20 protein-coding genes and 2 riboswitches are annotated in these 21,538 nt (G+C 67.4%); of the genes, 4 read left to right on the top strand and 16 right to left on the bottom strand.

Annotated features, from left to right (window positions below; genetic code table 11):
- Positions 1-40: 40 nt before the first annotated feature.
- From rpoB to gcvT, 14 genes are all read right to left on the bottom strand, one after another.
- On the bottom strand, positions 41-4,174 hold the full coding sequence (gene rpoB / locus JM664_RS03330; protein WP_227418483.1) for a DNA-directed RNA polymerase subunit beta: 4,134 nt from the start codon (positions 4,172-4,174) through the stop codon (positions 41-43).
- Between the two features lie 239 nt (positions 4,175-4,413).
- Positions 4,414-4,797, bottom strand: coding sequence for a 50S ribosomal protein L7/L12 (rplL, locus tag JM664_RS03325; RefSeq protein WP_227418482.1), 384 nt, complete (start codon positions 4,795-4,797; stop codon positions 4,414-4,416).
- A gap of 60 nt (positions 4,798-4,857) precedes the next feature.
- Complete coding sequence (gene rplJ / locus JM664_RS03320; protein WP_227418494.1) at positions 4,858-5,376, bottom strand: 50S ribosomal protein L10; 519 nt, start codon at positions 5,374-5,376, stop codon at positions 4,858-4,860.
- A 223-nt stretch (positions 5,377-5,599) separates the two neighbouring features.
- A complete protein-coding gene (gene rplA / locus JM664_RS03315; protein WP_227418481.1) occupies positions 5,600-6,301 on the bottom strand; it encodes a 50S ribosomal protein L1 in 702 nt (233 codons plus the stop codon).
- Entirely contained in the window at positions 6,301-6,729 is a 429-nt protein-coding gene (rplK, locus tag JM664_RS03310) for a 50S ribosomal protein L11 (protein ID WP_227418480.1), read from the bottom strand. The genes rplA and rplK overlap by 1 nt, the downstream gene beginning before the upstream one ends.
- A gap of 101 nt (positions 6,730-6,830) precedes the next feature.
- On the bottom strand, positions 6,831-7,364 hold the full coding sequence (nusG, locus tag JM664_RS03305; RefSeq protein ID WP_227418479.1) for a transcription termination/antitermination protein NusG: 534 nt from the start codon (positions 7,362-7,364) through the stop codon (positions 6,831-6,833).
- Positions 7,365-7,521: 157 nt separating this feature from the next.
- A complete protein-coding gene (gene secE / locus JM664_RS03300; RefSeq protein WP_227418478.1) occupies positions 7,522-7,722 on the bottom strand; it encodes a preprotein translocase subunit SecE in 201 nt (66 codons plus the stop codon).
- 68 nt (positions 7,723-7,790) lie between these two features.
- Positions 7,791-8,630: a universal stress protein gene (locus tag JM664_RS03295; RefSeq protein ID WP_227418477.1), complete on the bottom strand. Its 840-nt coding sequence runs from the start codon at positions 8,628-8,630 to the stop codon at positions 7,791-7,793.
- A gap of 202 nt (positions 8,631-8,832) precedes the next feature.
- Complete coding sequence (locus tag JM664_RS03290; protein WP_406675764.1) at positions 8,833-9,534, bottom strand: DUF2270 domain-containing protein; 702 nt, start codon at positions 9,532-9,534, stop codon at positions 8,833-8,835.
- Positions 9,535-9,783: 249 nt separating this feature from the next.
- A complete protein-coding gene (locus JM664_RS03285; RefSeq protein ID WP_227418475.1) occupies positions 9,784-10,554 on the bottom strand; it encodes an EAL domain-containing protein in 771 nt (256 codons plus the stop codon).
- An 83-nt stretch (positions 10,555-10,637) separates the two neighbouring features.
- Positions 10,638-13,478 carry an aminomethyl-transferring glycine dehydrogenase gene (gene gcvP, locus JM664_RS03280; RefSeq protein ID WP_227418474.1) on the bottom strand — a complete coding sequence of 947 codons (2,841 nt, stop codon included), beginning with the start codon at positions 13,476-13,478 and terminating at the stop codon, positions 10,638-10,640.
- Between the two features lie 76 nt (positions 13,479-13,554).
- On the bottom strand, positions 13,555-13,845 hold the full coding sequence (locus JM664_RS03275) for a hypothetical protein (RefSeq protein ID WP_227418473.1): 291 nt from the start codon (positions 13,843-13,845) through the stop codon (positions 13,555-13,557).
- A complete protein-coding gene (gene gcvH / locus JM664_RS03270; RefSeq protein WP_227418472.1) occupies positions 13,842-14,198 on the bottom strand; it encodes a glycine cleavage system protein GcvH in 357 nt (118 codons plus the stop codon). Before gcvH ends, JM664_RS03275 begins: the two co-directional genes overlap by 4 nt.
- A gap of 9 nt (positions 14,199-14,207) precedes the next feature.
- Positions 14,208-15,308, bottom strand: a complete 1,101-nt coding sequence (gcvT, locus tag JM664_RS03265; protein ID WP_227418471.1) for a glycine cleavage system aminomethyltransferase GcvT — start codon at positions 15,306-15,308, stop codon at positions 14,208-14,210.
- 125 nt (positions 15,309-15,433) lie between these two features.
- Positions 15,434-15,523: riboswitch (glycine riboswitch) on the bottom strand.
- 71 nt (positions 15,524-15,594) lie between these two features.
- Between gcvT and JM664_RS03260 the strand changes: the two genes are divergently transcribed.
- The gene (locus JM664_RS03260; RefSeq protein WP_227418470.1) at positions 15,595-16,158 is read left to right on the top strand and encodes a gamma-glutamylcyclotransferase family protein; all 564 of its coding nucleotides are present in this window, start codon (positions 15,595-15,597) and stop codon (positions 16,156-16,158) included.
- Here JM664_RS03260 and aroC read toward each other — a convergent pair.
- Complete coding sequence (aroC, locus tag JM664_RS03255) at positions 16,155-17,261, bottom strand: chorismate synthase (protein WP_227418469.1); 1,107 nt, start codon at positions 17,259-17,261, stop codon at positions 16,155-16,157. The two genes, JM664_RS03260 and aroC, sit on opposite strands and share 4 nt — an antisense overlap.
- A gap of 86 nt (positions 17,262-17,347) precedes the next feature.
- A riboswitch (TPP riboswitch) is annotated at positions 17,348-17,451 on the top strand.
- 26 nt (positions 17,452-17,477) lie between these two features.
- Here aroC and thiB point away from each other — a divergent pair.
- From thiB to JM664_RS03240, 3 genes are read left to right on the top strand one after another with little or no spacing between them, the layout of a single operon-like run.
- Positions 17,478-18,458, top strand: a complete 981-nt coding sequence (gene thiB, locus JM664_RS03250) for a thiamine ABC transporter substrate binding subunit (protein WP_227418468.1) — start codon at positions 17,478-17,480, stop codon at positions 18,456-18,458.
- A 19-nt stretch (positions 18,459-18,477) separates the two neighbouring features.
- Entirely contained in the window at positions 18,478-20,028 is a 1,551-nt protein-coding gene (locus JM664_RS03245) for an ABC transporter permease family protein (protein WP_227418467.1), read from the top strand.
- Positions 20,015-20,707 carry a thiamine ABC transporter ATP-binding protein gene (locus JM664_RS03240; protein ID WP_227418466.1) on the top strand — a complete coding sequence of 231 codons (693 nt, stop codon included), beginning with the start codon at positions 20,015-20,017 and terminating at the stop codon, positions 20,705-20,707. The genes JM664_RS03245 and JM664_RS03240 overlap by 14 nt, the downstream gene beginning before the upstream one ends.
- Before the next feature lie 31 nt (positions 20,708-20,738).
- Here JM664_RS03240 and JM664_RS03235 read toward each other — a convergent pair whose 3' ends face one another.
- Entirely contained in the window at positions 20,739-21,536 is a 798-nt protein-coding gene (locus JM664_RS03235) for a cytochrome c1 (RefSeq protein ID WP_227418465.1), read from the bottom strand.
- Positions 21,537-21,538 lie beyond the last annotated feature (2 nt).

Raw genomic sequence — 21,538 nt, 5'->3', positions numbered from 1 at the left:
TCCTTCAGGTCAGATGGGGTGAGTGGGGCGAGGGCCGCCCTCACTCGTCCTCCGCATCCAGGAGTTCCATGTTGAGGCCGAGGCCCCGCACTTCCTTCACCAGCACGTTGAAGCTCTCCGGCACCCCGGCCTCGAAGTTGTCCTCGCCCTTGACGATGGACTCGTAGACCTTGGTGCGCCCCGCCACGTCGTCCGACTTGACGGTGAGCATTTCCTGCAGCGTGTAGGCCGCGCCGTAGGCTTCCAGCGCCCAGACCTCCATCTCGCCGAAGCGCTGGCCGCCGAACTGCGCCTTGCCGCCCAGCGGCTGCTGGGTGACTAGGCTGTAGGGACCCGTCGAGCGCGCGTGGATCTTGTCGTCCACGAGGTGATGGAGCTTCAGCAGGTACTTCGTCCCCACGGTGACAGGGCGGCTGAACTGTTCGCCGGTGCGCCCGTCGAACAGGATCGACTGGCCGCTCTCGTTGAAGCCCGCTCGCCTCAGCGCATCGTTGACGTCCGCCTCCTTGGCGCCGTCAAAGACCGGCGTCGCAATCGGCACGCCGCGCGTGACGGTGGACGCCGTCTCGACCAGCGCGTCTTCGGACATGCTCTCGAGACCCTCCTCGTAGACATCGTCGCCGTAGGCGATCCGCATCGCCTCCTTGACGGGTGTCAGGTCGCCGCTGCGCCGGTACTCGCCGAGCGCTTCGTCGATCCTGAGGCCGAGGCCGCGCGCGGCCCAGCCCATGTGGGTCTCGAGGATCTGGCCCACGTTCATCCGCGACGGAACGCCGAGCGGGTTGAGCACGATATCGACCGGTGTCCCTTCTCCGAGGAACGGCATGTCCTCCATCGGGACCACCTTCGAGACGACGCCCTTGTTGCCGTGACGGCCGGCCATCTTGTCGCCCGGCTGCAGCTTGCGCTTCACCGCGACAAAGACCTTGACCATCTTCATCACACCCGGCGGCAGGTCATCGCCACGCCGGACCTTCTCGACCTTGTCCTCGAACCGCGCCTCCAGCACGCGCTTCTGCGCCCCGTACTGCTGGTGCAGCGCCTCGACCTGCTGCGCGCCCTCCTCGTCGCCGAGGGCAAGCTGCCACCACTGGCCGCGGCTCAGCGTCTCGAGCAGCTCCTCGGTGATATCGGATTTCGGCTTGACGCCTTTCGGCCCCTTCACCGCGGTCTTGCCGAGGATCATGGTCCTGAGACGCGCATAGATGTTGCGCTCCAGAATCGCGAGTTCGTCGTCGCGGTCACGACCGAGGCGCGCAATCTCCTCACGCTCGATCTGCAGCGCGCGCTCGTCCTTCTCGACCCCGTGGCGGTTGAAGACGCGCACCTCGACGACCGTGCCGTAGTCGCCCGGCGGCAGCCGGAGCGACGTATCGCGCACGTCAGAGGCCTTTTCGCCGAAGATCGCGCGGAGCAGCTTCTCCTCCGGCGTCATCGGGCTCTCGCCCTTAGGTGTGATCTTGCCGACCAGAATGTCCGCGGGCCCGACCTCGGCACCGATATAGACGATGCCCGCCTCGTCGAGGTTGCGCAGCGCCTCCTCGCCGACGTTCGGAATGTCGCGGGTGATCTCCTCGGGCCCGAGCTTGGTGTCGCGGGCGGCGACCTCGAACTCCTCGATGTGGATCGAGGTGAAGACGTCGTCGCGCACGATGCGCTCGGAAATCAGGATCGAGTCCTCGTAGTTGTAGCCGTTCCACGGCATGAACGCGACGACCACGTTCTTGCCCAGCGCCAGCTCGCCCATGTCGGTCGACGGGCCGTCGGCAATCACCTCGCCCTTCATGACGGTGTCGCCCACCTTCACCAGCGGACGCTGATTGATGCAGGTGTTCTGGTTCGAGCGCTGGAACTTGCGCAGGCGATAGATGTCGACTCCCGGATCGCCGGGATCCAGATCGTCCGTCGCCCGGACCACGACACGCTGCGCGTCGACCTGGTCGATCACGCCCGCACGACGCGCCATGATCGAGGCGCCGCTGTCACGCGCCACGACCTCCTCGATCCCGGTGCCCACGAACGGCGCCTCCGCCTGCAGCAGGGGCACCGCCTGACGCTGCATGTTCGAGCCCATGAGCGCGCGGTTCGCGTCGTCGTTCTCCAGGAACGGGATCAGCGAGGCCGCAACCGAAACCAGCTGCTTCGGCGACACGTCGATCAGGCTCACGCTTTCGTTCGGCGCGAGCGTGTACTCGCCGGACTGCCGCGTCGAGACGAGGTCGTTCACGAATCGCCCGCCATCGTCGAGATGCGCGTTGGCCTGCGCCACGACATGCCGCATCTCCTCGGTCGCCGACATGTACTGCACTTCGTCGGTGACCTGCCCCTCCTTCACCTTGCGGTAGGGGGTCTCGATGAAGCCGTACTTGTTCACCCGCGCGAAGGTGGCGAGCGAGTTGATCAGGCCGATGTTCGGCCCTTCCGGCGTCTCGATCGGGCACATCCGGCCGTAATGCGTCGGGTGCACGTCGCGCACCTCGAATCCGGCCCGCTCACGCGTCAGGCCGCCGGGCCCGAGCGCCGACAGGCGCCGCTTGTGCGTCACCTCCGAAAGCGGGTTGGTCTGGTCCATGAACTGGCTGAGCTGCGACGAGCCGAAGAACTCGCGCACCGCCGCCGCCGCCGGCTTGGCGTTGATCAGGTCCTGCGGCATCACCGTGTCGATCTCGACCGAGGACATCCGCTCCTTGATCGCCCGCTCCATGCGGAGCAGGCCGACGCGATATTGGTTCTCCATCAGCTCGCCGACTGAGCGCACCCGGCGGTTGCCGAGGTGGTCGATGTCGTCGATCTCGCCACGGCCGTCGCGCAGCTCGACCAGCGCCTTGATGCAGGCGATCATGTCCTCGCGCCTCAGCGTCCGCTGCGTATCCGGCGCGTCGAGGTCGAGACGCATGTTCATCTTCACGCGACCGACGGCCGACAGGTCATAGCGCTCAGGGTCGAAGAACAGCGTATCGAAGAGTCCGCTCGCCGCTTCCACCGTCGGCGGCTCGCCCGGGCGCATGACGCGGTAGATGTCCATGAGCGCGGTGTCGCGGCCCATGTTCTTGTCCGCCGCCATGGTGTTGCGGATGTACGGACCGAAATTGACATTGTCGATGTCGAGCACCGGCACCTCGGTAACGCCCGCCTCGAGGAGCTCCCAGAGCGTACCGCCGGTAACGGAGCCTTCCTTGTCAGTCTCCCACGTCAGCTCGCCACCGGCTTCGACGTAGATCGCGCCGGTCTCCTCGTTGATGATGTCCTTGGCGACGTAGCGTCCCACGATCTGATCGAACGGAACCAGAAGCTCAGAAACCGTGCCCTCGTCGATCAGCTTCTTGACGGCGCGCGGTGTGACCTTCTTGCCGGCCTCGGCGATCACCTCGCCCGAGCTCGCGTCCACCAGATCATAAGCCGGCCGCGTGCCACGCATCCGCTCTGGGAAGAACTTCGTGGTCCAGCCGCGGTTCTTCTCGAGCTTGTAAGTGATCGTGTCGTAATAGGCATCCATGATGCCTTCCTGATCGAGACCGAGCGCATAGAGCAGCGTCGTCACGGGCAGCTTCCGGCGACGGTCGATGCGCGCGTAGACCATGTCCTTGGCGTCGAATTCGAAATCGAGCCACGAGCCGCGGTAGGGGATGATCCGACAGGCAAACAAGAGCTTGCCCGAAGCGTGAGTCTTGCCCTTGTCGTGGTCGAAGAAGACGCCCGGGCTGCGGTGCATCTGGCTGACGATCACACGCTCCGTCCCGTTCACGATGAACGTGCCGTTCGGCGTCATCAGGGGCATGTCGCCCATGAAGACGTCCTGCTCCTTGATGTCCTTGACCGACTTCGCGCCAGTGTCCTCGTCCATGTCGAACACGATCAGCCGCAGCGTCACCTTCAGAGGCGCGCTGTAGGTCATGTCGCGCTGCTGGCACTCCTCGACGTCGTACTTCGGCTTCTCGAGCTCGTACTTGACGAACTCCAGAACCGCCGTCTCGTTGAAGTCCTTGATCGGGAACACCGACTGAAAGACGCCCTTGATCCCCTCGCCGTCGATCGGCTCCGGCTGGTCGCCCGAATTCAGGAACAGGTCGTAGCTGGATTTCTGCACCTCGATGAGGTTCGGCATCTCCAGCACTTCGCGGATCTTGCCGTAATACTTCCGAAGTCTTTTCTGGCCAAGGTATGTGGAAGCCATGCGCGTCGTCACCTTTCGTGTCACGGGGCACGGCGCCGCGGGGCCCGGCGGCATGCCCGTACGTGAAGGGGGTCCGGCGGATCAATCCCTGGCTGCCGTCCCACCAGCAGCCGCCCGATCCGTCGAACCGCATCCTGGAAAGGGTCTGCCCGCAGGCCCTTGCCAAGACGCGGAAGGCTGGCACCGGAAGCCTCCGGTGCCAGCCGCCTTGCAGCGGGCGGCCCTCAGGCCGCCCGGACTTACTTGAGCTCGATCTCGGCGCCGGCCGCTTCGAGCTTCTGCTTGATGGACTCGGCCTCTTCCTTCGAAGCGCCTTCCTTGACGGCCTTGCCGCCCGCCTCCACGAGATCCTTGGCTTCCTTCAGGCCAAGGCCGGTGATGGCACGGACTTCCTTGATGACGTTGATCTTCTGCGCCCCGGCGGACTTCAGGATCACGTCGAACTCGGTCTTCTCCTCCTCTGCCGCAGCGGCTTCGCCGCCGCCGGCGGGACCGGCCATCATCACCGCGCCGCCAGCGGCGGGCTCGATGCCGTACTCGTCCTTGAGGATGGTTTTCAGTTCCTGCGCCTCGAGCAGCGTGAGGTTCACGATCTCTTCGGCGAGTTTCTTCAGATCAGCCATGTCGATTTTCCGTTCGGTAAGATGTGTTCCAACGTCGGGCTTTCAACCCTGAGACGGCTCTCACGCCGCCTCGGCACGTTCCTCGATCGTCGAAAGGATGCTCGCGATGTTGCTGGCGGGCGCACCGATCGCACCGGCGATGTTGCTGGCAGGGGCGCCGATGCAGCCGACGATGGAAGCGATAAGCTCCTCGCGCGACGGCATCTCCGACACTGCCTTGACACCGGCCCGGTCCAGGGCCGTCTCTCCCATCGCGCCGCCCAGAATCTCGAACTTCGAGTTGGACTTTGCGAAATCCTCGGCCACCTTGGCTGCCGCCACGGGGTCTTCGGAATAGGAAAGTACGGTCATGCCCGTCAGGTAGTCGGCGATCGATGCCGCCGGTTTTCCCTCGAGGGCGATCTTGGCGAGCCTGTTCTTGGCAACGCGAACGGAACCGCCCGCCTCGCGCATGCGCGCGCGGAGGTCCTGCATCTCCTTCACCGTGAGACCCGTGTAGTGGGCAACCACCACGACGCCAGAGCTTTCGAAGATCTGGCCGAGTTCCTCGACCACTTTCTCTTTCTGGGCTCTATCCACAGTTTCACTCCAAGTTGGGGTTTCCCCCGGCTCAGTATGGCTCCGGCGAACCGGAACCCTCGGGTCCGAAGGGACCCGCCAAGACCACCGGGTGGAACCCGACCGGCCCGACATGGCCCCGTCTCAGGAAGGAATTACCGGCCTCGCGGCCAACCCTCCGTCTCGGACAGGACGGGGCTTCAAGCCCCGCCATCCGCCGGACCCACGGCCCGGCGAAACTCGTTCAGGCGTTGCCCGTGGCCGACGGGACGTCGACGCTCACCGCCGGCCCCATGGTCGACGTCAGGCTGACCTTCTTCATGTACGCGCCCTTGGCGCCAGCGGGCTTGGCCTTGGCTACCGCATCGACGAAGGCGCGCACGTTCTCGACCAGCTTCTGGTCGTCGAAGCTGCACTTGCCGACACCGGCGTGAACCACGCCTGCCTTCTCGACCTTGAACTGGACCTGGCCGCCCTTCGCCGCCTTGACCGCCTCGGCGACATCCATCGTCACCGTCCCGACACGCGGGTTCGGCATCAGGTTGCGCGGACCGAGGATCTTCCCGAGCCGCCCCACGATCGCCATCATGTCCGGCGTTGCGATGCAGCGGTCGAAGTCGATCTGGCCACCCTGGATCCGCTCCATCAGGTCTTCGGCACCCACGATGTCGGCGCCGGCCTTCTCGGCCTCCTCGGCCTTCGCGCCGCGGGCGAACACCGCCACCCGCACCGTCTTGCCGGTGCCGTTCGGCAGCGTCACCGTACCACGGACCATCTGGTCCGCGTGACGCGGGTCGACGCCCAGGTTGACCGCGATCTCGACCGTTTCGTCGAATTTCGCCGTCGCGCCGGACTTCACCAGCTTCACGGCATCCTCGACACTCACATCGCTCTTGTCCGCGAAGACCTCACGTGCCGCGCGCAGTCGCTTTCCGATCTTGCCCATCAGCCCTTCACCTCGATGCCCATCGACCTGGCCGAGCCAAGCACGATCTTCATGGCGGCCTCGACGTCAGTGGCGTTGAGGTCCTTCATCTTCGCCTCGGCGATCTCGCGCAGCTGGGCGGCCGTGACCGAACCGATAGTCTCGCGCCCGGGCAGCTTGGCGCCGGACGTCTTCTTCGCGGCCTTCTTCAGGAAGTACGACGCCGGCGGCGTCTTGATGTCCATCGTGAAGGACTTGTCCTGATAGTAGGTGATCACCGTCGGGCAGGGGGCACCCGGCTCCATGTCCTGCGTCCGCGCGTTGAACGCCTTGCAGAACTCCATGATGTTGATGCCGCGCTGACCGAGCGCGGGGCCAACCGGCGGAGACGGGTTCGCCTGCCCCGCCTTCACCTGCAGCTTGAGGCTGCCCATAATCTTCTTGGCCATTCACGGCCTCCTTCTCTCAACACCCCGCGACGCGTCGCGGCGGCTTCAGTTGCCGTGGTCCGGCCCCGGGCGCGCCCGGGTCACCTCCCACGGAGGGACGCTCAGCCCTGCTTGCTGACCTGAGCAAATTCCAGCTCGACCGGCGTGGCCCGGCCGAAGATCGAGACCATCACCTTCAGGCGCTGGTTGTCCTCGTCCACTTCCTCGACCATGCCGTCGAAGTCCTCGAAGGGGCCGTCGTTGACCTTTACCCGTTCACCGATATCGAAGTGGACCACGTGCCGCGGCGATGCCTCGCCCTCTTCGACGCGGTTCAGGATCGAATTGACCTCGGCATCACGCATCGGCATCGGCCTACCCTGCGGGCCGAGGAATCCGGTCACGCGATTGATCGACGTGATCAGGTGATAGGCCCGGTCCGACATTTCCATCCGCACGAGCACGTAGCCCGGCATGAAGCGCCGCTCGGTCGGGACCTTCTTGCCACGGCGGATCTCGATCACTTCCTCGGTCGGAACGAGAACTTCCTCGATCTCGCCCTCAAGCCCGGCATCAGAAACGGCGTGCCGGATCTGTTCCGCGATCTTCTTCTCGAAATTCGACAGAACGCTCACCGAATACCAACGCTTCGCCATCGTCCCTGCCCTTGCCTCGTCCCGCGCCACCAGGCCCACATGCCGTACTGCCCGAAAACGGAAATCGGCGCGCCACGCGAATCGCCGCACGCCTGTTTCCGGGAATGTCCGCTCGCTTAACGCCCTCTGCCGACGAGTTCAAGCGCCGGAGGCTGCGTCATCCAAAGAGCCGCAGCACGCCTTCGAGGCCCTGCCGGATCACGAAATCGACGAAGAAGAAAAAGATCGCCGTCAACGTGGCCATGATGAGGACCATAACAGTCGTCAGCGCGGTCTCGCGCCGCGTCGGCCAGACGACCTTCGCGATCTCCGCGCGCACCTGCTGCACGAACTGTAGCGGATTCGTCCTCGTCGCCATGGTCTTCCCTTGTCTCGCAGCCGCGTCCACTTACGCGCTCGCGGCGGCGCCTTCAACCCGTCGCGTGATCAGTGGCTCATGAGGACCGGCACCTCGGCCTGCTGAAGCATGTTGCGGGTCGCGCCCCCGAGGATAGCCTCACGCAGACGTGAGTGTCCGTAGGCGCCCATCACGATCATGTCCGCCTCCATGTCGAGCGCGAAGCGGCAGAGCACGTCCGAGATGCGCGGCACTGACTTGGCCAGCACCGCGACCTCGGCATGCACGCCATGGCGCGAAAGCATCTGCGCGAGCGCGCCGCCGGGATCCGAGCGATCGGCTGCATGCACCGGCGGGTCGACCACCGCGATCCAGCTCGCGGAGCTGGCCTGCAGAAGCGGCAGCGCCGCCCGCACCGCACTCAATGCGCCAGGGCTTTCGTTCCAGGCGATCACGATGCGCCCGCCCACTGCCTTGTTGCCATGGCCGGGCGGCAGGACGAGCACCGGCGTGCCGGTTCCGAAGAGCGCGGCCTCGAGGATGCTGACATCCTCGGGTGTTCGGCTTTCCCCGTAGGGCCGCGCCAGAACCGCAAGGTCGGCGTACTGCACGTGCCCGGCGACCAGGCCGTTGAGACCACTCATCGGCACCCCCGCTGCGGCGATGTCGTGGCGCACGCCGCTGCGCGCGAGCAGCTCGCGCACTTTCTCCTCGATGGCCGCGGCCTCCTCCCGCGCGTCGCCCAGCATGTCCTGGACCGGAAACATGTCGGGGCCGGTGTAGTAGGCTGCCGGCTGCGTCCGGTCGAGCCCGAGGCAGAGCACATCGAGGTGCGCGTCCAGCCCCTCTGCCAGCGCCACCGCCGAGTCGAGTGTCGCCGCGCCCGCCTCCAGATCCGTCACGACCGTAGCGATCGTTCTGTAAGCCATCGTTCCTCCTCCCCGACTGCCTGAGGTTACCGTTCCCGCGCCAGTCGATACCAGCCACAGTCTGATGCATCGGCCGTTGACATGGATCAATACACTGCACCGGCCGCGTCGCCAGCGCTGTCCAGAATGGCAGCGCGATGCTCAGAACCCGGTCCGGCCGGTATCAAGGCGCGCAGTCGGCATCGCCGCTCGCCCCGTGCTCTCACCCCATGCTGCTGGAGTCCTTGCGGCTTTGCGCACGCCGGACGTCATCGCGATAACTCCAGTGAGCGACGAAGCTCCAGCCGAGAACGTAAAGCGCGCCCGCGGCCAGCACGACGAGCCCCGGAACAGGCCCGATGTCGGCGCGCTCGACGAACTGCTCCACCGTTGTGACCGGGCGCGGATGAACGATCAGCTTCCCGCAATAGGCGAGCGCCTGGATCAGCAGAATCCACAAGTAGTTGCGGCGGATCCTCCGACCGACTGCGACCGTGAGCGAGACGTGATAGCGCGGGTGCCAGTAGTCTTCCGCCAGCCGTTTCTGCCAGCCCTCCTCCATGTGCAGGTTGCCATCGTGGAGCATCGGGGCGAAGAAATGCGTCTCCATCCACCGGCATCGCGCCCGCCAGACGTTGAAGAAGCGGTAGCGCCGCGCCTCGAGCATCAGAAAGAATACGATCAGGACGCCGACCAGCACCAGCGGAAGCGGCGAGGCATCGGGCGACGCGAAGGCGATCGAGAGCGCAATGCCCAGCGTCACGACGGCCCAGTTCGTCGTGGTGTCCAACCGCGTCCGCCACGTGGCCGAGCGGTAGACCTCGCCACGATAGAGATGCGCCAGTGCACCGATCTCGGCCGAATTGAGTGACTTGCGATCGTGCGCATGCTGGATTGGCGAAGTGTCGGTCACCTCCCGCCTCATCTGTCTGAGGTCGATGATCGCATGCAGCCGGGTTTCCGTCAAAGCGCTGCGGCAGCCCTGCCTGATCCGCCGCCGCCCGGCGCGCCTGCGACAGCGCGGCCGGCGACGAGAATGCAGGACCGCCCAGGAGCTCGCGCCGTGCTGGTCCCGGGCCTGCCGATCGCGGCAGGGGCAGCGATTTCAGACGTCCGAGAGGCGGCGCTCGGGCAGTCGAGATCCCGATCTGGAGTCGCTGTCGGAAGCCAAGGCTCAGGCCGCCACAGCTGGCTGCGCCTGCGGCTCGTGCAGAAGCCCCTCGAATTGCGGACGGCCCAGAAGGTAGCCCTGCATCAGCGCGATACCCAGATCCCGGAGCGTCTCGAGCTCGGCCTGCGTCTCGATGCCTTCGGCCACCACCATCACGCCGAGTTCGTCGCACAGCCCGCACAGCGCGCGCACGATGGCCCGCCGGACGTGGTCGCGGTCGATCCCGCTCACGAGCTCCCGGTCGATCTTGATGATGTTGGGCACCACATCGGCGATCAGGCCCAGCCCCGAGAAGCCGGCGCCGAAATCGTCGATCGCCGTGCGGAAGCCCATCTGACGGTAGCTCTCAATGATGTTCTTAAGGTGTCCCTTGTCGCGCACGACTTCGCCTTCGGTAAACTCGAAGATGATGTTTTCGGCCGGAAAGCCGACGGAGTCGGCCGCCCAGAGCGTCCGTTGGATGCACGTCTGGGGCTCGTAGACCGCGTTCGGCATGAAGTTGATCGAGAGCGACGCCGTCAGGCCGAGCCCCGCCGCGACCTCGATCGCCGTGGTGCGGCAGGTCTGGTCGAAGCTGTACATGTTCTCGGCGTCGACGAGGCTCAGCATCTCGAAGGCCGAGCGGCCGTCCTTGCCGCGAAGCAGGGCCTCCTGCGCGAAGACCCTCCCGGTGGTCATGTCGAAGATCGGCTGAAAGGCCATCGTGATCTGCTCGGCGAAGGCGCGACCTTTCCTGTGCGCGCAGTGCTCGCAGGCTACTCGTTGATGCGTCATGCTCGTGATTCCGTTTGCCAACTCCCGCAGCTCTAGCGGGAATCAGCTGTCGGAATCGTTAGCGCCAGCCGTGCCGCCTCGCATTACTCTGCCGCTTCGCCATAGGTCTCCACCGGCGGACAGGTGCACACGAGGTTGCGGTCGCCATAGGCGTTGTCGACGCGGTTCACGGGCGGCCAGTACTTGTCGACGCGGAACGAACCGGCAGGGAAGCAGCCCTGCTCGCGGCTGTAGGGTCGGGTCCAGTCGCCCACGAGGTCCTCGACTGTATGCGGCGCGTGGCGGAGCGGGCTCTCGGCCGCCTCGACCTCCCCCTGCTCGACCGCCCGGATTTCTTCCCGGATCGCCAGCATCGCGTCGCAGAAGCGGTCGAGCTCGGCCTTGGTCTCGCTCTCCGTCGGCTCCACCATCAGCGTGCCCGACACGGGCCAGCTCATCGTGGGCGCGTGAAAACCATTGTCGACCAGGCGTTTTACGATGTCATCAACGGTTACGCCATGCTCGCCAAAGGCCCGGGTGTCGAGAATGCACTCGTGCGCCACCCGCCCGTTCCGCCCCCGGAACAGCACGTCGAAGGCCCCGTCCAGGCGCGCGGCTATGTAGTTCGCGTTCAGGATCGCCACGCGCGTCGCCTGCGTCAGGCCCGCGCCGCCCATCATCAGGATGTAAGCCCAGCTGATCGGCAGGATAGAGGCGCTGCCGAAGGGCGCGCCGCTCACCGGCCCTTCACGCCCGCCCGTCGCCGGATGCCCGGGCAGGAACGGGGCGAGGTGAGCCTTTACGCCGATCGGGCCCATCCCCGGACCGCCGCCGCCATGCGGGATGCAGAAGGTCTTGTGCAGGTTCAGGTGGCTCACGTCCGCGCCGATTTCGCCCGGCTTCACGAGGCCCACCATGGCGTTGAGGTTCGCGCCGTCCAGATAGACCTGGCCACCATGCTCGTGCGTGATGCGGCAGACCTCGGTCACCGTCTCCTCGAAGACGCCGTGGGTCGAGGGATAGGTGATCATGCAGGCGGCCAGGTGGTCGCCTGCCGCCTCGGCCTTCGTGCGGAAATCATCGAGGTCGATGTCGCCGTTCTTCGCCGCCTTCACCACCACGACCTTCATGCCGCACATCTGCGCGCTGGCCGGGTTGGTCCCGTGAGCGGAGGTCGGGATCAGACAGATCCGCCGGTCCTCGCCGCGGGCGCGGTGATAGGCCATGATCGTCAGGAGGCCGGCATACTCGCCCTGCGCGCCCGAGTTCGGCTGCATCGAGAAGGCGTCGTAGCCGGTGATCTCGCAGAGCTTTTCGCTGAGGTCCTCCAGCATCTCGGCGTAGCCCGTCGTCTGCTCCGCCGGCGCGAAGGGATGGATGTTGGCGAACTCGGGCCAGCTGATCGCCGCCATCTCGGCCGCGGCGTTCAGCTTCATCGTGCACGAGCCCAGTGGAATCATCGCCCGGTCGAGCGCGAGGTCCCGGTCGGCGAGGCGGCGCATGTAGCGCATCATCTCGGTCTCGGCCCGGTTCATGTGGAACACCGGGTGCGTGAGGTAGTCCGACGTCCGCACCAGCCCCTCGGGCAGTCGGTAGGCATCGCTCACGTCGTCGAACTTCAGGTCCATGCCAAAAGCGCGCCAGACCGCCTCGATCGCCGCCGGACGCGTGGTCTCGTCGAGCGTGATGCCCAGCCGGTCTTCGCCCATGCGGCGCAGGTTGACCCGCTCCGCCGCGGCGGAACGCAGGATTACCCCCTGCATCGGCCCGACGTTGACCGTGACCGTGTCGAAGAAGGTCTCGGGCGTCACCTCGAAGCCGCCCTGCCTCAGCCCGTCGGCCAGACGCACCGTCTTCTGATGCACCCGCTGGGCGATGGCCTTCAACCCCGCCGGTCCGTGGAAGACCGCGTAGAACCCGGCCATCACCGCCAGCAGCGCCTGCGCCGTGCAGACGTTGCTGGTCGCCTTCTCGCGCCGGATGTGCTGCTCGCGCGTCTGCAGCGCGAGGCGATAGGCCTTGTTGCCGCGCGCGTCGATCGAGACGCCGACAATCCGCCCCGGCATCGCCCGCTTCAGCGAGTCGGTGCACGCCATGTAGGCTGCGTGCGGCCCGCCATAGCCCATCGGCACGCCGAACCGCTGCGTCGAACCTACGGCGATGTCCGCGCCCATTGCCCCCGGCTCCTTCAGAAGCGTCAGCGCCAGCGGGTCGGCGATCACGATGCCGATCGCGTTCTGCTCATGCAGTTGCGCGATTTGCGGGCCGAAGTCGCGCAATTGGCCGTGCGTGCCGGGATACTGAAAGATCGCGCCGAACACCGCCGCGGGATCGAGTGCGTCCGGTTCGTCCACGATCACCTCGATCCCGAGCGGCGCCGCGCGCGTCTGCATCACCGCGATGTTCTGCGGATGGCAGTTCACGTCGACGAAGAAGGCCATCTTCTTCGACTTCGCCACCCGCTGCGCCATCGTCATCGCCTCGGCCGCCGCCGTCGCCTCGTCGAGCAGGCTGGCGTTGGCCACCGGCAGGCCGGTCAGGTCGCTCACCATCGTCTGGAAGTTCAGCAGCGCCTCCAGCCGGCCCTGGCTGATCTCGGGCTGATAGGGCGTATAGGCCGTGTACCAGGCCGGGTTCTCCAGGATGTTGCGCTGGATCGCCGGCGGCGTGACCGTGCCGTGCCAGCCCTGCCCGATCATCGTGGTGAAGACCTGGTTCTTCTTCGCCACCTCCCGCATCCGCCAGATCAGTTCGCGCTCGGACAGCGGCTCGCCCGCGAGCGGCGCCGCCTGCCGGATCGAGCCGGGCACCGTCTGGTCGACGAGCTCGTCCAGACTCTCCACCCCCAGCGCCGCGAACATCTCTTCCATCTCGGCCGGCGAGGGGCCGATGTGCCGCCGGTTGGCAAAGTCGTAGGGATCGTAGTCGGTGGGGTGAAAGGGCATGTGGGGCCTTCGGCTATTGGATGCGGTCGACGAATGTCAGGCGGATGCTGCCGTCATCGCCGATCTCGAGGTCCTTCTAGGAGAAAAGTCCGATGTAGCCCGAGCGCGCCATTCCGGGATCATCCGGCGCATCGCGTTGCACCACGGCAACGTCGTTCTCCAGCAACGCATCGGTCAGTCGCTTGTGCTTCGCACCGTCGGTCTTGGCCGCCTCCATCGGATCGAAGTATCCGGTGGTGCCGACCCGCCACGTGTTGTGCAGGACGGCCAGTTCACGCCCGTTGACGTCGGCCGTCCACTGGCCGCGATGGCCGGTAGTCTTCTTCTGCGGAGCGCGCAGCTTGTGGGCGGGCTTTTGCCGGCTCACTCGATGAATTCCTGGTACGCGTCCTCGTCCATGTGCTCGTCGAGCTCGGTCGGATCCTCGACCTTGATCTTGAAGAACCAGGCGCTCTCCGGGTCCTCGTTCACCTTGCCCGGCGTCTCGACGATGCTCTGGTTCACCTCGACGATCTCGCCGTCGAGCGGCGCGGTGATATCCGAGGCCGCCTTGACGCTCTCGATCACGACGATCTCGTCGCCCTTCTTCACGATGTCGCCCACCTCGGGCAATTCGATGAAGACGATGTCGCCCAGTTGCGTGGAGGCGTGCTCGGTGATGCCGACGGTGACGATGTCGCCGTCGAGGTCTAGCCATTCGTGCTCTTGGGTGTACTTCATGCGTCTCTCTCAGCGCTTGTAGGTGGCGGGGCGGAAAGGTAGCTCGGTCACGGTCGCCGGCAGCCGCTTGCCCCGAACCTCGCCGGTGAGGGCGGTGCCGGGTGCAGAGCGGTTGGCGTCGACATATCCCATAGACATCGGCCGCCCGATAGATGGGCCGTAGGCGCCTGACGTCACCTCCCCCACGCGCACATCGCCGTCGTAGAGGGCGGTGCCGGCGCGCATCGGTGCGCGGCCGTCCGGAAGCAGCCCGACCCGCCGGCGCGCAGGGCCGTTCTCCAGTTCGTCGAGGATGCGCTCGGCGCCCGGAAAGCCGCCGGCCCGGTCGCCGCCGCGCCGCCGCGCCTTCTGGATGGACCAGGCGAGATCGGCCTCGATCGGCGTGGTTGTCTCGTCGATGTCTTGGCCATGCAGGCAGAGCCCGGCCTCGAGGCGCAGCGAGTCCCTCGCGCCGAGGCCCGCCGGCTCGACCTCGTCCATCGCGAGGAGGGAGCGCGCCAGCCCCTCGGCCTCCGCCGCGGGAACGCTGATCTCGTAGCCGTCCTCGCCCGTGTAGCCCGAGCGTGAGACCCAGAGCTCGCCGCCCGACATCGGCACGACGGCCGCGTCCATGAAACGCATCCCCGCCACCTCAGGCGCGATCCGTGCCAGCGCGCGCTCGGCGCCCGGCCCCTGCAGTGCGATCAGTGCGCGATCCGTCAGGTGCTCGACCTCCAGCTCGGGCAGGTTTTCACGCATGTGCGCCAGGTCGACGTCCACCCGCGATGCGTTGACGACGAGAAACAGGTGGTCGCCCCGGTTCGCGACCATCAGGTCGTCGATGATCCCGCCGTTCTCGTCGGTGAAGAGCGCGTAGCGCTGCCGCCCTTCGGGCAGGCCGATGACGGCCGCAGGTGTCAGCCGCTCCAGCGCCGCCGCCACGTCAGTTGCGCGCAGGACCACTTGCCCCATGTGACTCACGTCGAAGAGCGACGCTGCGGCCCGCGTGTGCAGGTGCTCGGACATGACGCCCGCAAATTGCAGCGGCATTTCCCAGCCTGCGAAGGGCGTCATCCGCGCGCCCAGTTCCTCGTGAAGTCCGTGCAGCGGGGTCCGCTTCGTGTCGGCCATCGGCCCTCCCTCGGCCGCAGGCGCGGCACCTCCGGCGGCAGACCGCCGCCCTGGTGCCCCCTCTGTCCCTTCGCCTGAGATCGCTATCCCTTCGGCGGGCGTCTCGCGCCACTCTCCAGAGTTCCTTGCCCGCGCAGGTCCGTTTGCCTGAGAGTTTGCCGGGGCGCTTGCTCCTTCGGCACCGGGCTTGCCCCGGATTCTCCCTGCGCGGAGCCCTGACGCTAGGCCAGAGCCGGCGGCTCGGCAAGGTCTTGCGCGACGCGAAGCGCGGGTTCAGAGGTGCGCCATGTCCGACCCCTTCTTCTTCGGCTACGGCAGCCTCGTGAACCGCGCCACCCACACCTTTGCTGGCGCCGCGCCTGCCAGGGCGCAGGGCTGGCGCCGCGTCTGGCGCCGGACGCCGCTGCGCCCGGCGGCGTTCCTGACCGTGCTCCCCGACCCGGAGACCGAGATCGACGGGCTGATCGCCGCCGTCCCCGGTGCCGACTGGGTGGCGCTCGACGCGCGCGAGGCGGCCTACGACCGCGTGCCGTTCGCGAGCCTCACCCACAGCCTCGGAGGCGTACTGGAGACGGCCATCTACGCCATCCCGCCCGGCGCGCACGAGGCGCCGGGACCGCAGAGCCCGATCCTGCTCAGCTATCTCGACGTCGTGCTGCAGGGCTATCTGCGCGAATTCGGCGTGGCCGGAGTGGCGCGCTTTGTCACCACGACCGACGGTTGGGATGCGCCCGTGCTGGATGACCGCGGCACGCCCCGCTACCCGCGGGCGCAGGCGCTCGACGCCGCCGAGACGGCAGTCGTGGACCGTTGGCTCTCCGACCTCTCGGTGAACGTGCTGATCGCCTAGGCCGATCCGACTGGACCGCGGCAGCCGCCGGTCTGAGCGCGGTCGAGGAGCAGGTGGTCCAGCACGACGCATGCCGCCATCGCCTCGGCCACCGGGACCGCGCGGATGCCGACGCAGGGATCGTGCCGGCCCTTCGTGACGATTTCCGTCTCCTCGCCCGAGCGCGTGATGGTCCGGCGCGGCGTCAGGATCGACGAGGTCGGCTTGACTGCGAACCGCACCACGATGTCCTGCCCCGTGGAGATGCCGCCGAGGATGCCGCCCGCGTGGTTCGAGGCAAAGATCGGTCCGTTCGGCCCCATGGCAATCTCGTCGGCGTTCCGGCTGCCGGTCAGAGTGGCCGCGGCCATCCCTTCGCCGATCTCCACCCCCTTGACGGCATTGATCGACATCATCGCGGCGGCCAGATCGGTATCGAGCTTGCCGTAGACCGGCGCGCCGAGGCCGGGAGGGCATCCCGCCACCGTGACCTCGACCAGCGCGCCGACCGAGTCGCCGGATTTCCTCAGCTCGTCGAGATAATCCGCCCAGGCCTCGGCGGCCTCGGCGTCGGGCGACCAGAACGGATTGCGGCCGATCTCGTCGGCGTCGAAGCGCGTGCGATCGATGGCGTGCGGCCCCATCGCCACCATGTAGCCGGTGATCCTCAGCTCCGGCAGCAGCGCCGCCAGCGCCGCCCGCGCCACACCCCCGGCCGCGACCCGCGCCGCCGTCTCGCGCGCGCTCGACCGCCCCCCACCGCGATAGTCGCGGATCCCGTACTTCTGCCAGTAGGTGATGTCCGCGTGGCCCGGACGGAACTTCTCGGCGATGTCGCCGTAGTCCTTCGACCGCTGGTCGGTATTGCGGATCATCAGCTGGATCGGCGTTCCGGTGGTGCGCCCATCAAAGACCCCCGACAGGATCTCGACCTCGTCCGCCTCACGCCGCTGGGTGGTGTAGCGGCTTTGGCCTGGCTTGCGCCGGTCGAGCCACACCTGGATCGCCGCCTCGTCGATCGCAATGCCGGGCGGACACCCATCGACCGTGGCGCCGAGCGCGGGCCCGTGGCTTTCGCCCCATGTGGTGACGCGGAAGAGGTGACCGAAGGTGTTGAGGCTCATGCCTGCCGGTCTAGACCTGCGCGTCTCGCCCCTCAAGTGGCCGTGCGCGGATTGCCCTTGCCCCCGGCGAACCAGCCACTACGCTCCGGTCCACCTCGGGGTGCCCCTTTGGCGGGCTGAGATGCCGCACGGCGAACCCGTCGAACCTGAACCGGCTAGAACCGGCGGAGGGAAGGTCAGCTCCTGTCCTTCTTCCGGCCGAAAGGAGCGATGCGCATGAAATTTCAACTCCTCGCAGCAGGGCTTTTCGCGGCGACCGGAGCCTCGGCGCAGGATGCTCCCGTGGTCACGGTCTACACCTACGACAGCTTCGTCACCGAATGGGGCCCCGGTCCCGCGATCGAGGCGGCGTTCGAGGCCGAGTGCGCCTGCGAGCTGCGCTTCGTCGGGGCCGGTGATGGGGCCGCCCTGCTCGCACGGCTGCGGCTGGAGGGCGAGCGGACGGAGGCGGACGTCGTGCTCGGCCTCGACACCAACCTGACCGCCGCGGCGGCGGACACAGGCCTCTTCGCGCCGCACGGCCTGGACCCCGAGCTCGACCTGCCGGTCGAGTGGGAGGACGACATCTTCCTGCCGTTCGACTGGAGCTACTTCGCGTTCGTCCACCGCAACGAGCTTAACCCGCCGGAGAGCTTTCGCGAACTGGCCGAGAGCGACGTCTCGGTCCTGATCCAGGACCCGCGCTCCTCGACCCCCGGCCTCGGCCTCCTGCTCTGGGTCGAGGCAGCCTACGGCGACGAGGCCGGAGCCTTCTGGTCCGCGCTCGCCGACAACATCGTCACCGTCACCGCCGGCTGGTCGGAGGCCTACAACCTCTTCCTCGAGGGCGAGGCCGACATGGTCCTCTCCTACACGACCTCGCCCGCCTACCACGCCATCGCCGAGGAGGACGACGGCTTCGCCGCCGCCGCCTTTGAGGAAGGCCACTACCTCCAGATCGAGGTCGGTGGCATCGTCGCCTCCACGGATCAGCCCGAGCTCGCGCGCGACTTCCTCGCCTTCATGCTCTCGGACGCGGCGCAGTCGGTGATCCCGACCACCAACTGGATGTACCCGGCGGTGGTGCCGCAGGACGGGCTGCCGGAGGGCTTCGGCGATCTGATCCAGCCCGACCGGGCTCTGCTCTACCCGCCGGACGAGGCGGCCGCGGCGCGAGAGGCGGCGCTCGACGAATGGCTCCTCGCGCTCAGCCGCTGACGCCCGCCGGACGCCGCGCATGAGCCGCACCGCCCTGCCGGGTGTGGCCGCGGCCACGCTGGTGGCGGCTCTGGTGGCGGCGACGCTCGTCGCCGTTGCGCTCCGGGCCGAGGCTGCGGCGCAATTTGGTCCCGCCGACTGGGCCGCGATCCGGTTTACCGTGCTTCAGGCGGTCCTTTCGGCCGTGCTTAGCGTCGGCCTCGCGATCCCGGTCGCGCGCGCGTTGGCGCGGCGGCGCTTTCCAGGCCGCAGGCTGCTCATCACGCTGCTCGGCGCGCCGTTCGTCCTGCCCGTGATCGTGGCGATCCTCGGCCTGCTGGCCGTCTTCGGCCAGAACGGCCTCGTGAACGCCGCGCTGGCCGGGATCGGCCTGCCGGGCATCCGCATCTACGGCCTGACCGGCGTAGTGCTGGCCCACGTCTTCTTTAACCTCCCGCTGGCGGTCCGGCTGATCCTTCAAGGCTGGGTCGGGATCCCTGCGGAGCGGTTCCGCCTTGCCGCCTCGCTGGGCTTCGGCCCCTCGGACGTCGCGCGCCTGCTGGAGCGGCCTATGCTGCGCGAGGTGGTCCCGGGCGCGCTGCTCGTCGTCTTCCTGCTTTGCACCACAAGCTTTGCGGTGGCGCTGACGCTCGGCGGCGGGCCGCGCGCAACGACTATAGAGCTCGCGATCTACCAGGCATTCCGCTTCGACTTCGACCTAGGGCGCGCGGCGCTCCTGGGGCTGGCGCAGGTCGCGCTGACCGCCACGGCGGCGCTCGTCGCGCTCCGATCCGCGGTGCCGGCGGCGTTCGGCGCCGGACTTGGCGCACCGGTGGCGCGGTGGGATGCACGCACGCCGCTCCTGCGCGTGCAGGACACCATTCTCGTCGCGCTCGCCGCCGCGTTCCTGCTGACCCCGCTCTTACTCGTCGTGACGCGAGGCGCGGCCGGAATCGTGACGCTGCCCGCGTCGGTCTGGCTCGCAGCCGGGCGGTCGGTGGCGGTGGCACTCGGTTCGACCGCCCTGATGCTGATCCTCGCGCTGTCGATCGCGGCGGCCACGCTCCGTCTTGGCAGGACGCCTGCGCGGCTGATCGAAGCGTCGGGTTACCTCGCCGTTGCGGTGTCGCCCATGGTGCTGGGGACGGGGCTCTTTCTCCTGCTGTTCCCCGTCGCCGGACCGGCCGATCTGGCGCTGCCGGTGACGATGCTGGTCAATGCGGTGATGAGCCTGCCCTTCGCGCTGCGCGCGCTCGTGCCGGCGCTGGCGGAGATCGAGCGCTCCTACGGTCGCCTCGCCAGTTCCCTCGACATGCATGGCCAGGCGCGCCTGCGGCATCTCTGGCTGCCGCGGCTGCGCCGACCGCTGGGCTTCGCCGCGGGTCTCGCCGCGGCTCTGTCGATGGGAGACCTTGGCGTGGTCGCGCTCTTCGCCGATCCGGAGCACGCGACTCTTCCGCTCAAGCTCTATGACCTGATGGGCGCCTACCGCAGCGACGCCGCCGCCGCTGCGGCCGTCCTGCTCCTGGCGCTCAGCCTCGGGGCCTTCTGGATCTTCGACCGTGGGGGGAGGATCGATGCTGACCTTTGACCGGGTCGAGGTGCGGCTGGGGGACTTCGAACTCGTGGCCGACCTCGGCGTTGAGCGAGGGGCTCGTGTCGCCGTCATCGGTCCCTCCGGTGCCGGCAAGTCGACGCTGCTGCAGGCGGTCGCAGGCTTCATCGATCTGACCTCAGGCCAGATAGAGTGGCGCAGGCAGCGGATCGACGGCCTTGCGCCCGGTGTGCGACCAGTCAGCGTGGTCTTTCAGGATCAGAATCTGTTCCCGCATCTGACCGCGTTTCAGAACGTGGCCCTCGGTGTTGACCCGCGGCTGCGCCTTTCGGAGGTGCAGCGCGCCAACGTGGAGCGAGCGCTCGACCGGGTCGGCCTTGGTGGCCTCGGCGAACGGAAGCCTGCTCACCTCTCGGGCGGACAGCAGGGCCGGGTGGGGTTAGCGCGCGTCCTGCTGCGGCGTCAGCCGATCCTGTTGCTCGACGAGCCGTTCTCCGCACTCGGACCGGCATTGAAGGTGGAGATGCTGGATCTGGTGTCCGAGGTTGCCACGGAAACCGGAGCGACCGTCCTAATGGTGACGCACGACCCGGACGACGCGCGCCGCTTCGCGCCCCAGACGGTGCTGGTGGCGAACGGCGTTGCGCATCCGCCGCAAAACACTACGGACCTGCTCCGGAACCCGCCGGCGGCGCTTCGCACCTATCTCGGCTGAACCGCGGCCGGCGCGGTCCCGGCCTCGCGGCCTACGCGGCCGGCGTCTTGCGCGGATGCTTGACCGGCGCCCAGATCCGCTTGTTGGTGAGATAGAGCAGCACCGACAGGACCGTCAGCATCAGCACTCCGGCAAAGCCCGCCTGCTTCCGCGCCGCGAGCTTCGGCTCCGCGGTCCACATCAGGAACGCCGAGATGTCCTTCGACACCGACACGAGGTCAGTCGGGGCGCCGTCGGCATAGACGACGTCGTCGCCGTAGAGTGGCGGCGGCATCGAGATCCAGCCGCCGGGGAAGGCCGTGTTCTCGTAGAGGACCGCGCCCGCCTCCTCGCGCTGTTCACCGGTATAGCCAACGAGCAGCGATGCGATGTACTCCGCACCGCCCATTCCGTTCACCAGCTGGCTGAGGCCGGTGCCGTAAGGGCCATGGAACCCGGCCCGCGACTTTGCCATGAGGCTGAGGTCGGGCGCCGTCTCCATCATCGAGTTCGGGAAGTGGTCGACCGGACGCGCCGGGCGGAAGTCGTCGAGTTCCGGGTCGAAGACCTCGTAGAACTCGGCGTAGGCGCGCACCTGATCCTCCGGCAAGCCCGGCCCGCCCTCGTCGTGCAGCGAGCGGAAGGCCACGTACTTGAGGCCGTGGCAGGAGGCGCAGACCTCGGTGTAGACCTGCAGGCCGCGCTGGAGCTGCATCTGGTCGTAGGTGCCGAACGGCCCCTCGAACGAGAAGGCATAGTCGGTGACATGCGCCTCTTCCTCGGCGGCCGAGGCGGCCCCGACGCTCACGCCCAGCGCCGCTGCTGCGGAAATCAGGATCCGTGCGATCATTG

The organism is Roseitranquillus sediminis, from assembly GCF_016918935.1.
GTDB classification, from domain to species: Bacteria; Pseudomonadota; Alphaproteobacteria; order Rhodobacterales; family Rhodobacteraceae; genus Roseitranquillus; species Roseitranquillus sediminis.
The sequence above is the reverse complement of the archived record's forward strand: the minus strand, read 5'-3'. Positions and strand labels throughout refer to the sequence as shown.

What these genes read in the sequence shown, in the direction of transcription:
- rpoB (WP_227418483.1), bottom strand. Translation starts at nt 4,174, where the DNA reads ATGGCTTCCACATACCTTGGCCAGAAAAGACTTCGGAAGTATTACGGC.
- rplL (WP_227418482.1), bottom strand. Translation starts at nt 4,797, where the DNA reads ATGGCTGATCTGAAGAAACTCGCCGAAGAGATCGTGAACCTCACGCTG.
- rplA (WP_227418481.1), bottom strand. Translation starts at nt 6,301, where the DNA reads ATGGGCAAGATCGGAAAGCGACTGCGCGCGGCACGTGAGGTCTTCGCG.
- rplK (WP_227418480.1), bottom strand. Translation starts at nt 6,729, where the DNA reads ATGGCCAAGAAGATTATGGGCAGCCTCAAGCTGCAGGTGAAGGCGGGG.
- nusG (WP_227418479.1), bottom strand. Translation starts at nt 7,364, where the DNA reads ATGGCGAAGCGTTGGTATTCGGTGAGCGTTCTGTCGAATTTCGAGAAG.
- secE (WP_227418478.1), bottom strand. Translation starts at nt 7,722, where the DNA reads ATGGCGACGAGGACGAATCCGCTACAGTTCGTGCAGCAGGTGCGCGCG.
- JM664_RS03295 (WP_227418477.1), bottom strand. Translation starts at nt 8,630, where the DNA reads ATGGCTTACAGAACGATCGCTACGGTCGTGACGGATCTGGAGGCGGGC.
- JM664_RS03290 (WP_406675764.1), bottom strand. Translation starts at nt 9,534, where the DNA reads ATGAGGCGGGAGGTGACCGACACTTCGCCAATCCAGCATGCGCACGAT.
- JM664_RS03285 (WP_227418475.1), bottom strand. Translation starts at nt 10,554, where the DNA reads ATGACGCATCAACGAGTAGCCTGCGAGCACTGCGCGCACAGGAAAGGT.
- gcvP (WP_227418474.1), bottom strand. Translation starts at nt 13,478, where the DNA reads ATGCCCTTTCACCCCACCGACTACGATCCCTACGACTTTGCCAACCGG.
- gcvH (WP_227418472.1), bottom strand. Translation starts at nt 14,198, where the DNA reads ATGAAGTACACCCAAGAGCACGAATGGCTAGACCTCGACGGCGACATC.
- gcvT (WP_227418471.1), bottom strand. Translation starts at nt 15,308, where the DNA reads ATGGCCGACACGAAGCGGACCCCGCTGCACGGACTTCACGAGGAACTG.
- JM664_RS03260 (WP_227418470.1), top strand. Translation starts at nt 15,595, where the DNA reads ATGTCCGACCCCTTCTTCTTCGGCTACGGCAGCCTCGTGAACCGCGCC.
- aroC (WP_227418469.1), bottom strand. Translation starts at nt 17,261, where the DNA reads ATGAGCCTCAACACCTTCGGTCACCTCTTCCGCGTCACCACATGGGGC.
- thiB (WP_227418468.1), top strand. Translation starts at nt 17,478, where the DNA reads ATGAAATTTCAACTCCTCGCAGCAGGGCTTTTCGCGGCGACCGGAGCC.
- JM664_RS03245 (WP_227418467.1), top strand. Translation starts at nt 18,478, where the DNA reads ATGAGCCGCACCGCCCTGCCGGGTGTGGCCGCGGCCACGCTGGTGGCG.
- JM664_RS03240 (WP_227418466.1), top strand. Translation starts at nt 20,015, where the DNA reads ATGCTGACCTTTGACCGGGTCGAGGTGCGGCTGGGGGACTTCGAACTC.
- JM664_RS03235 (WP_227418465.1), bottom strand. Translation starts at nt 21,536, where the DNA reads ATGATCGCACGGATCCTGATTTCCGCAGCAGCGGCGCTGGGCGTGAGC.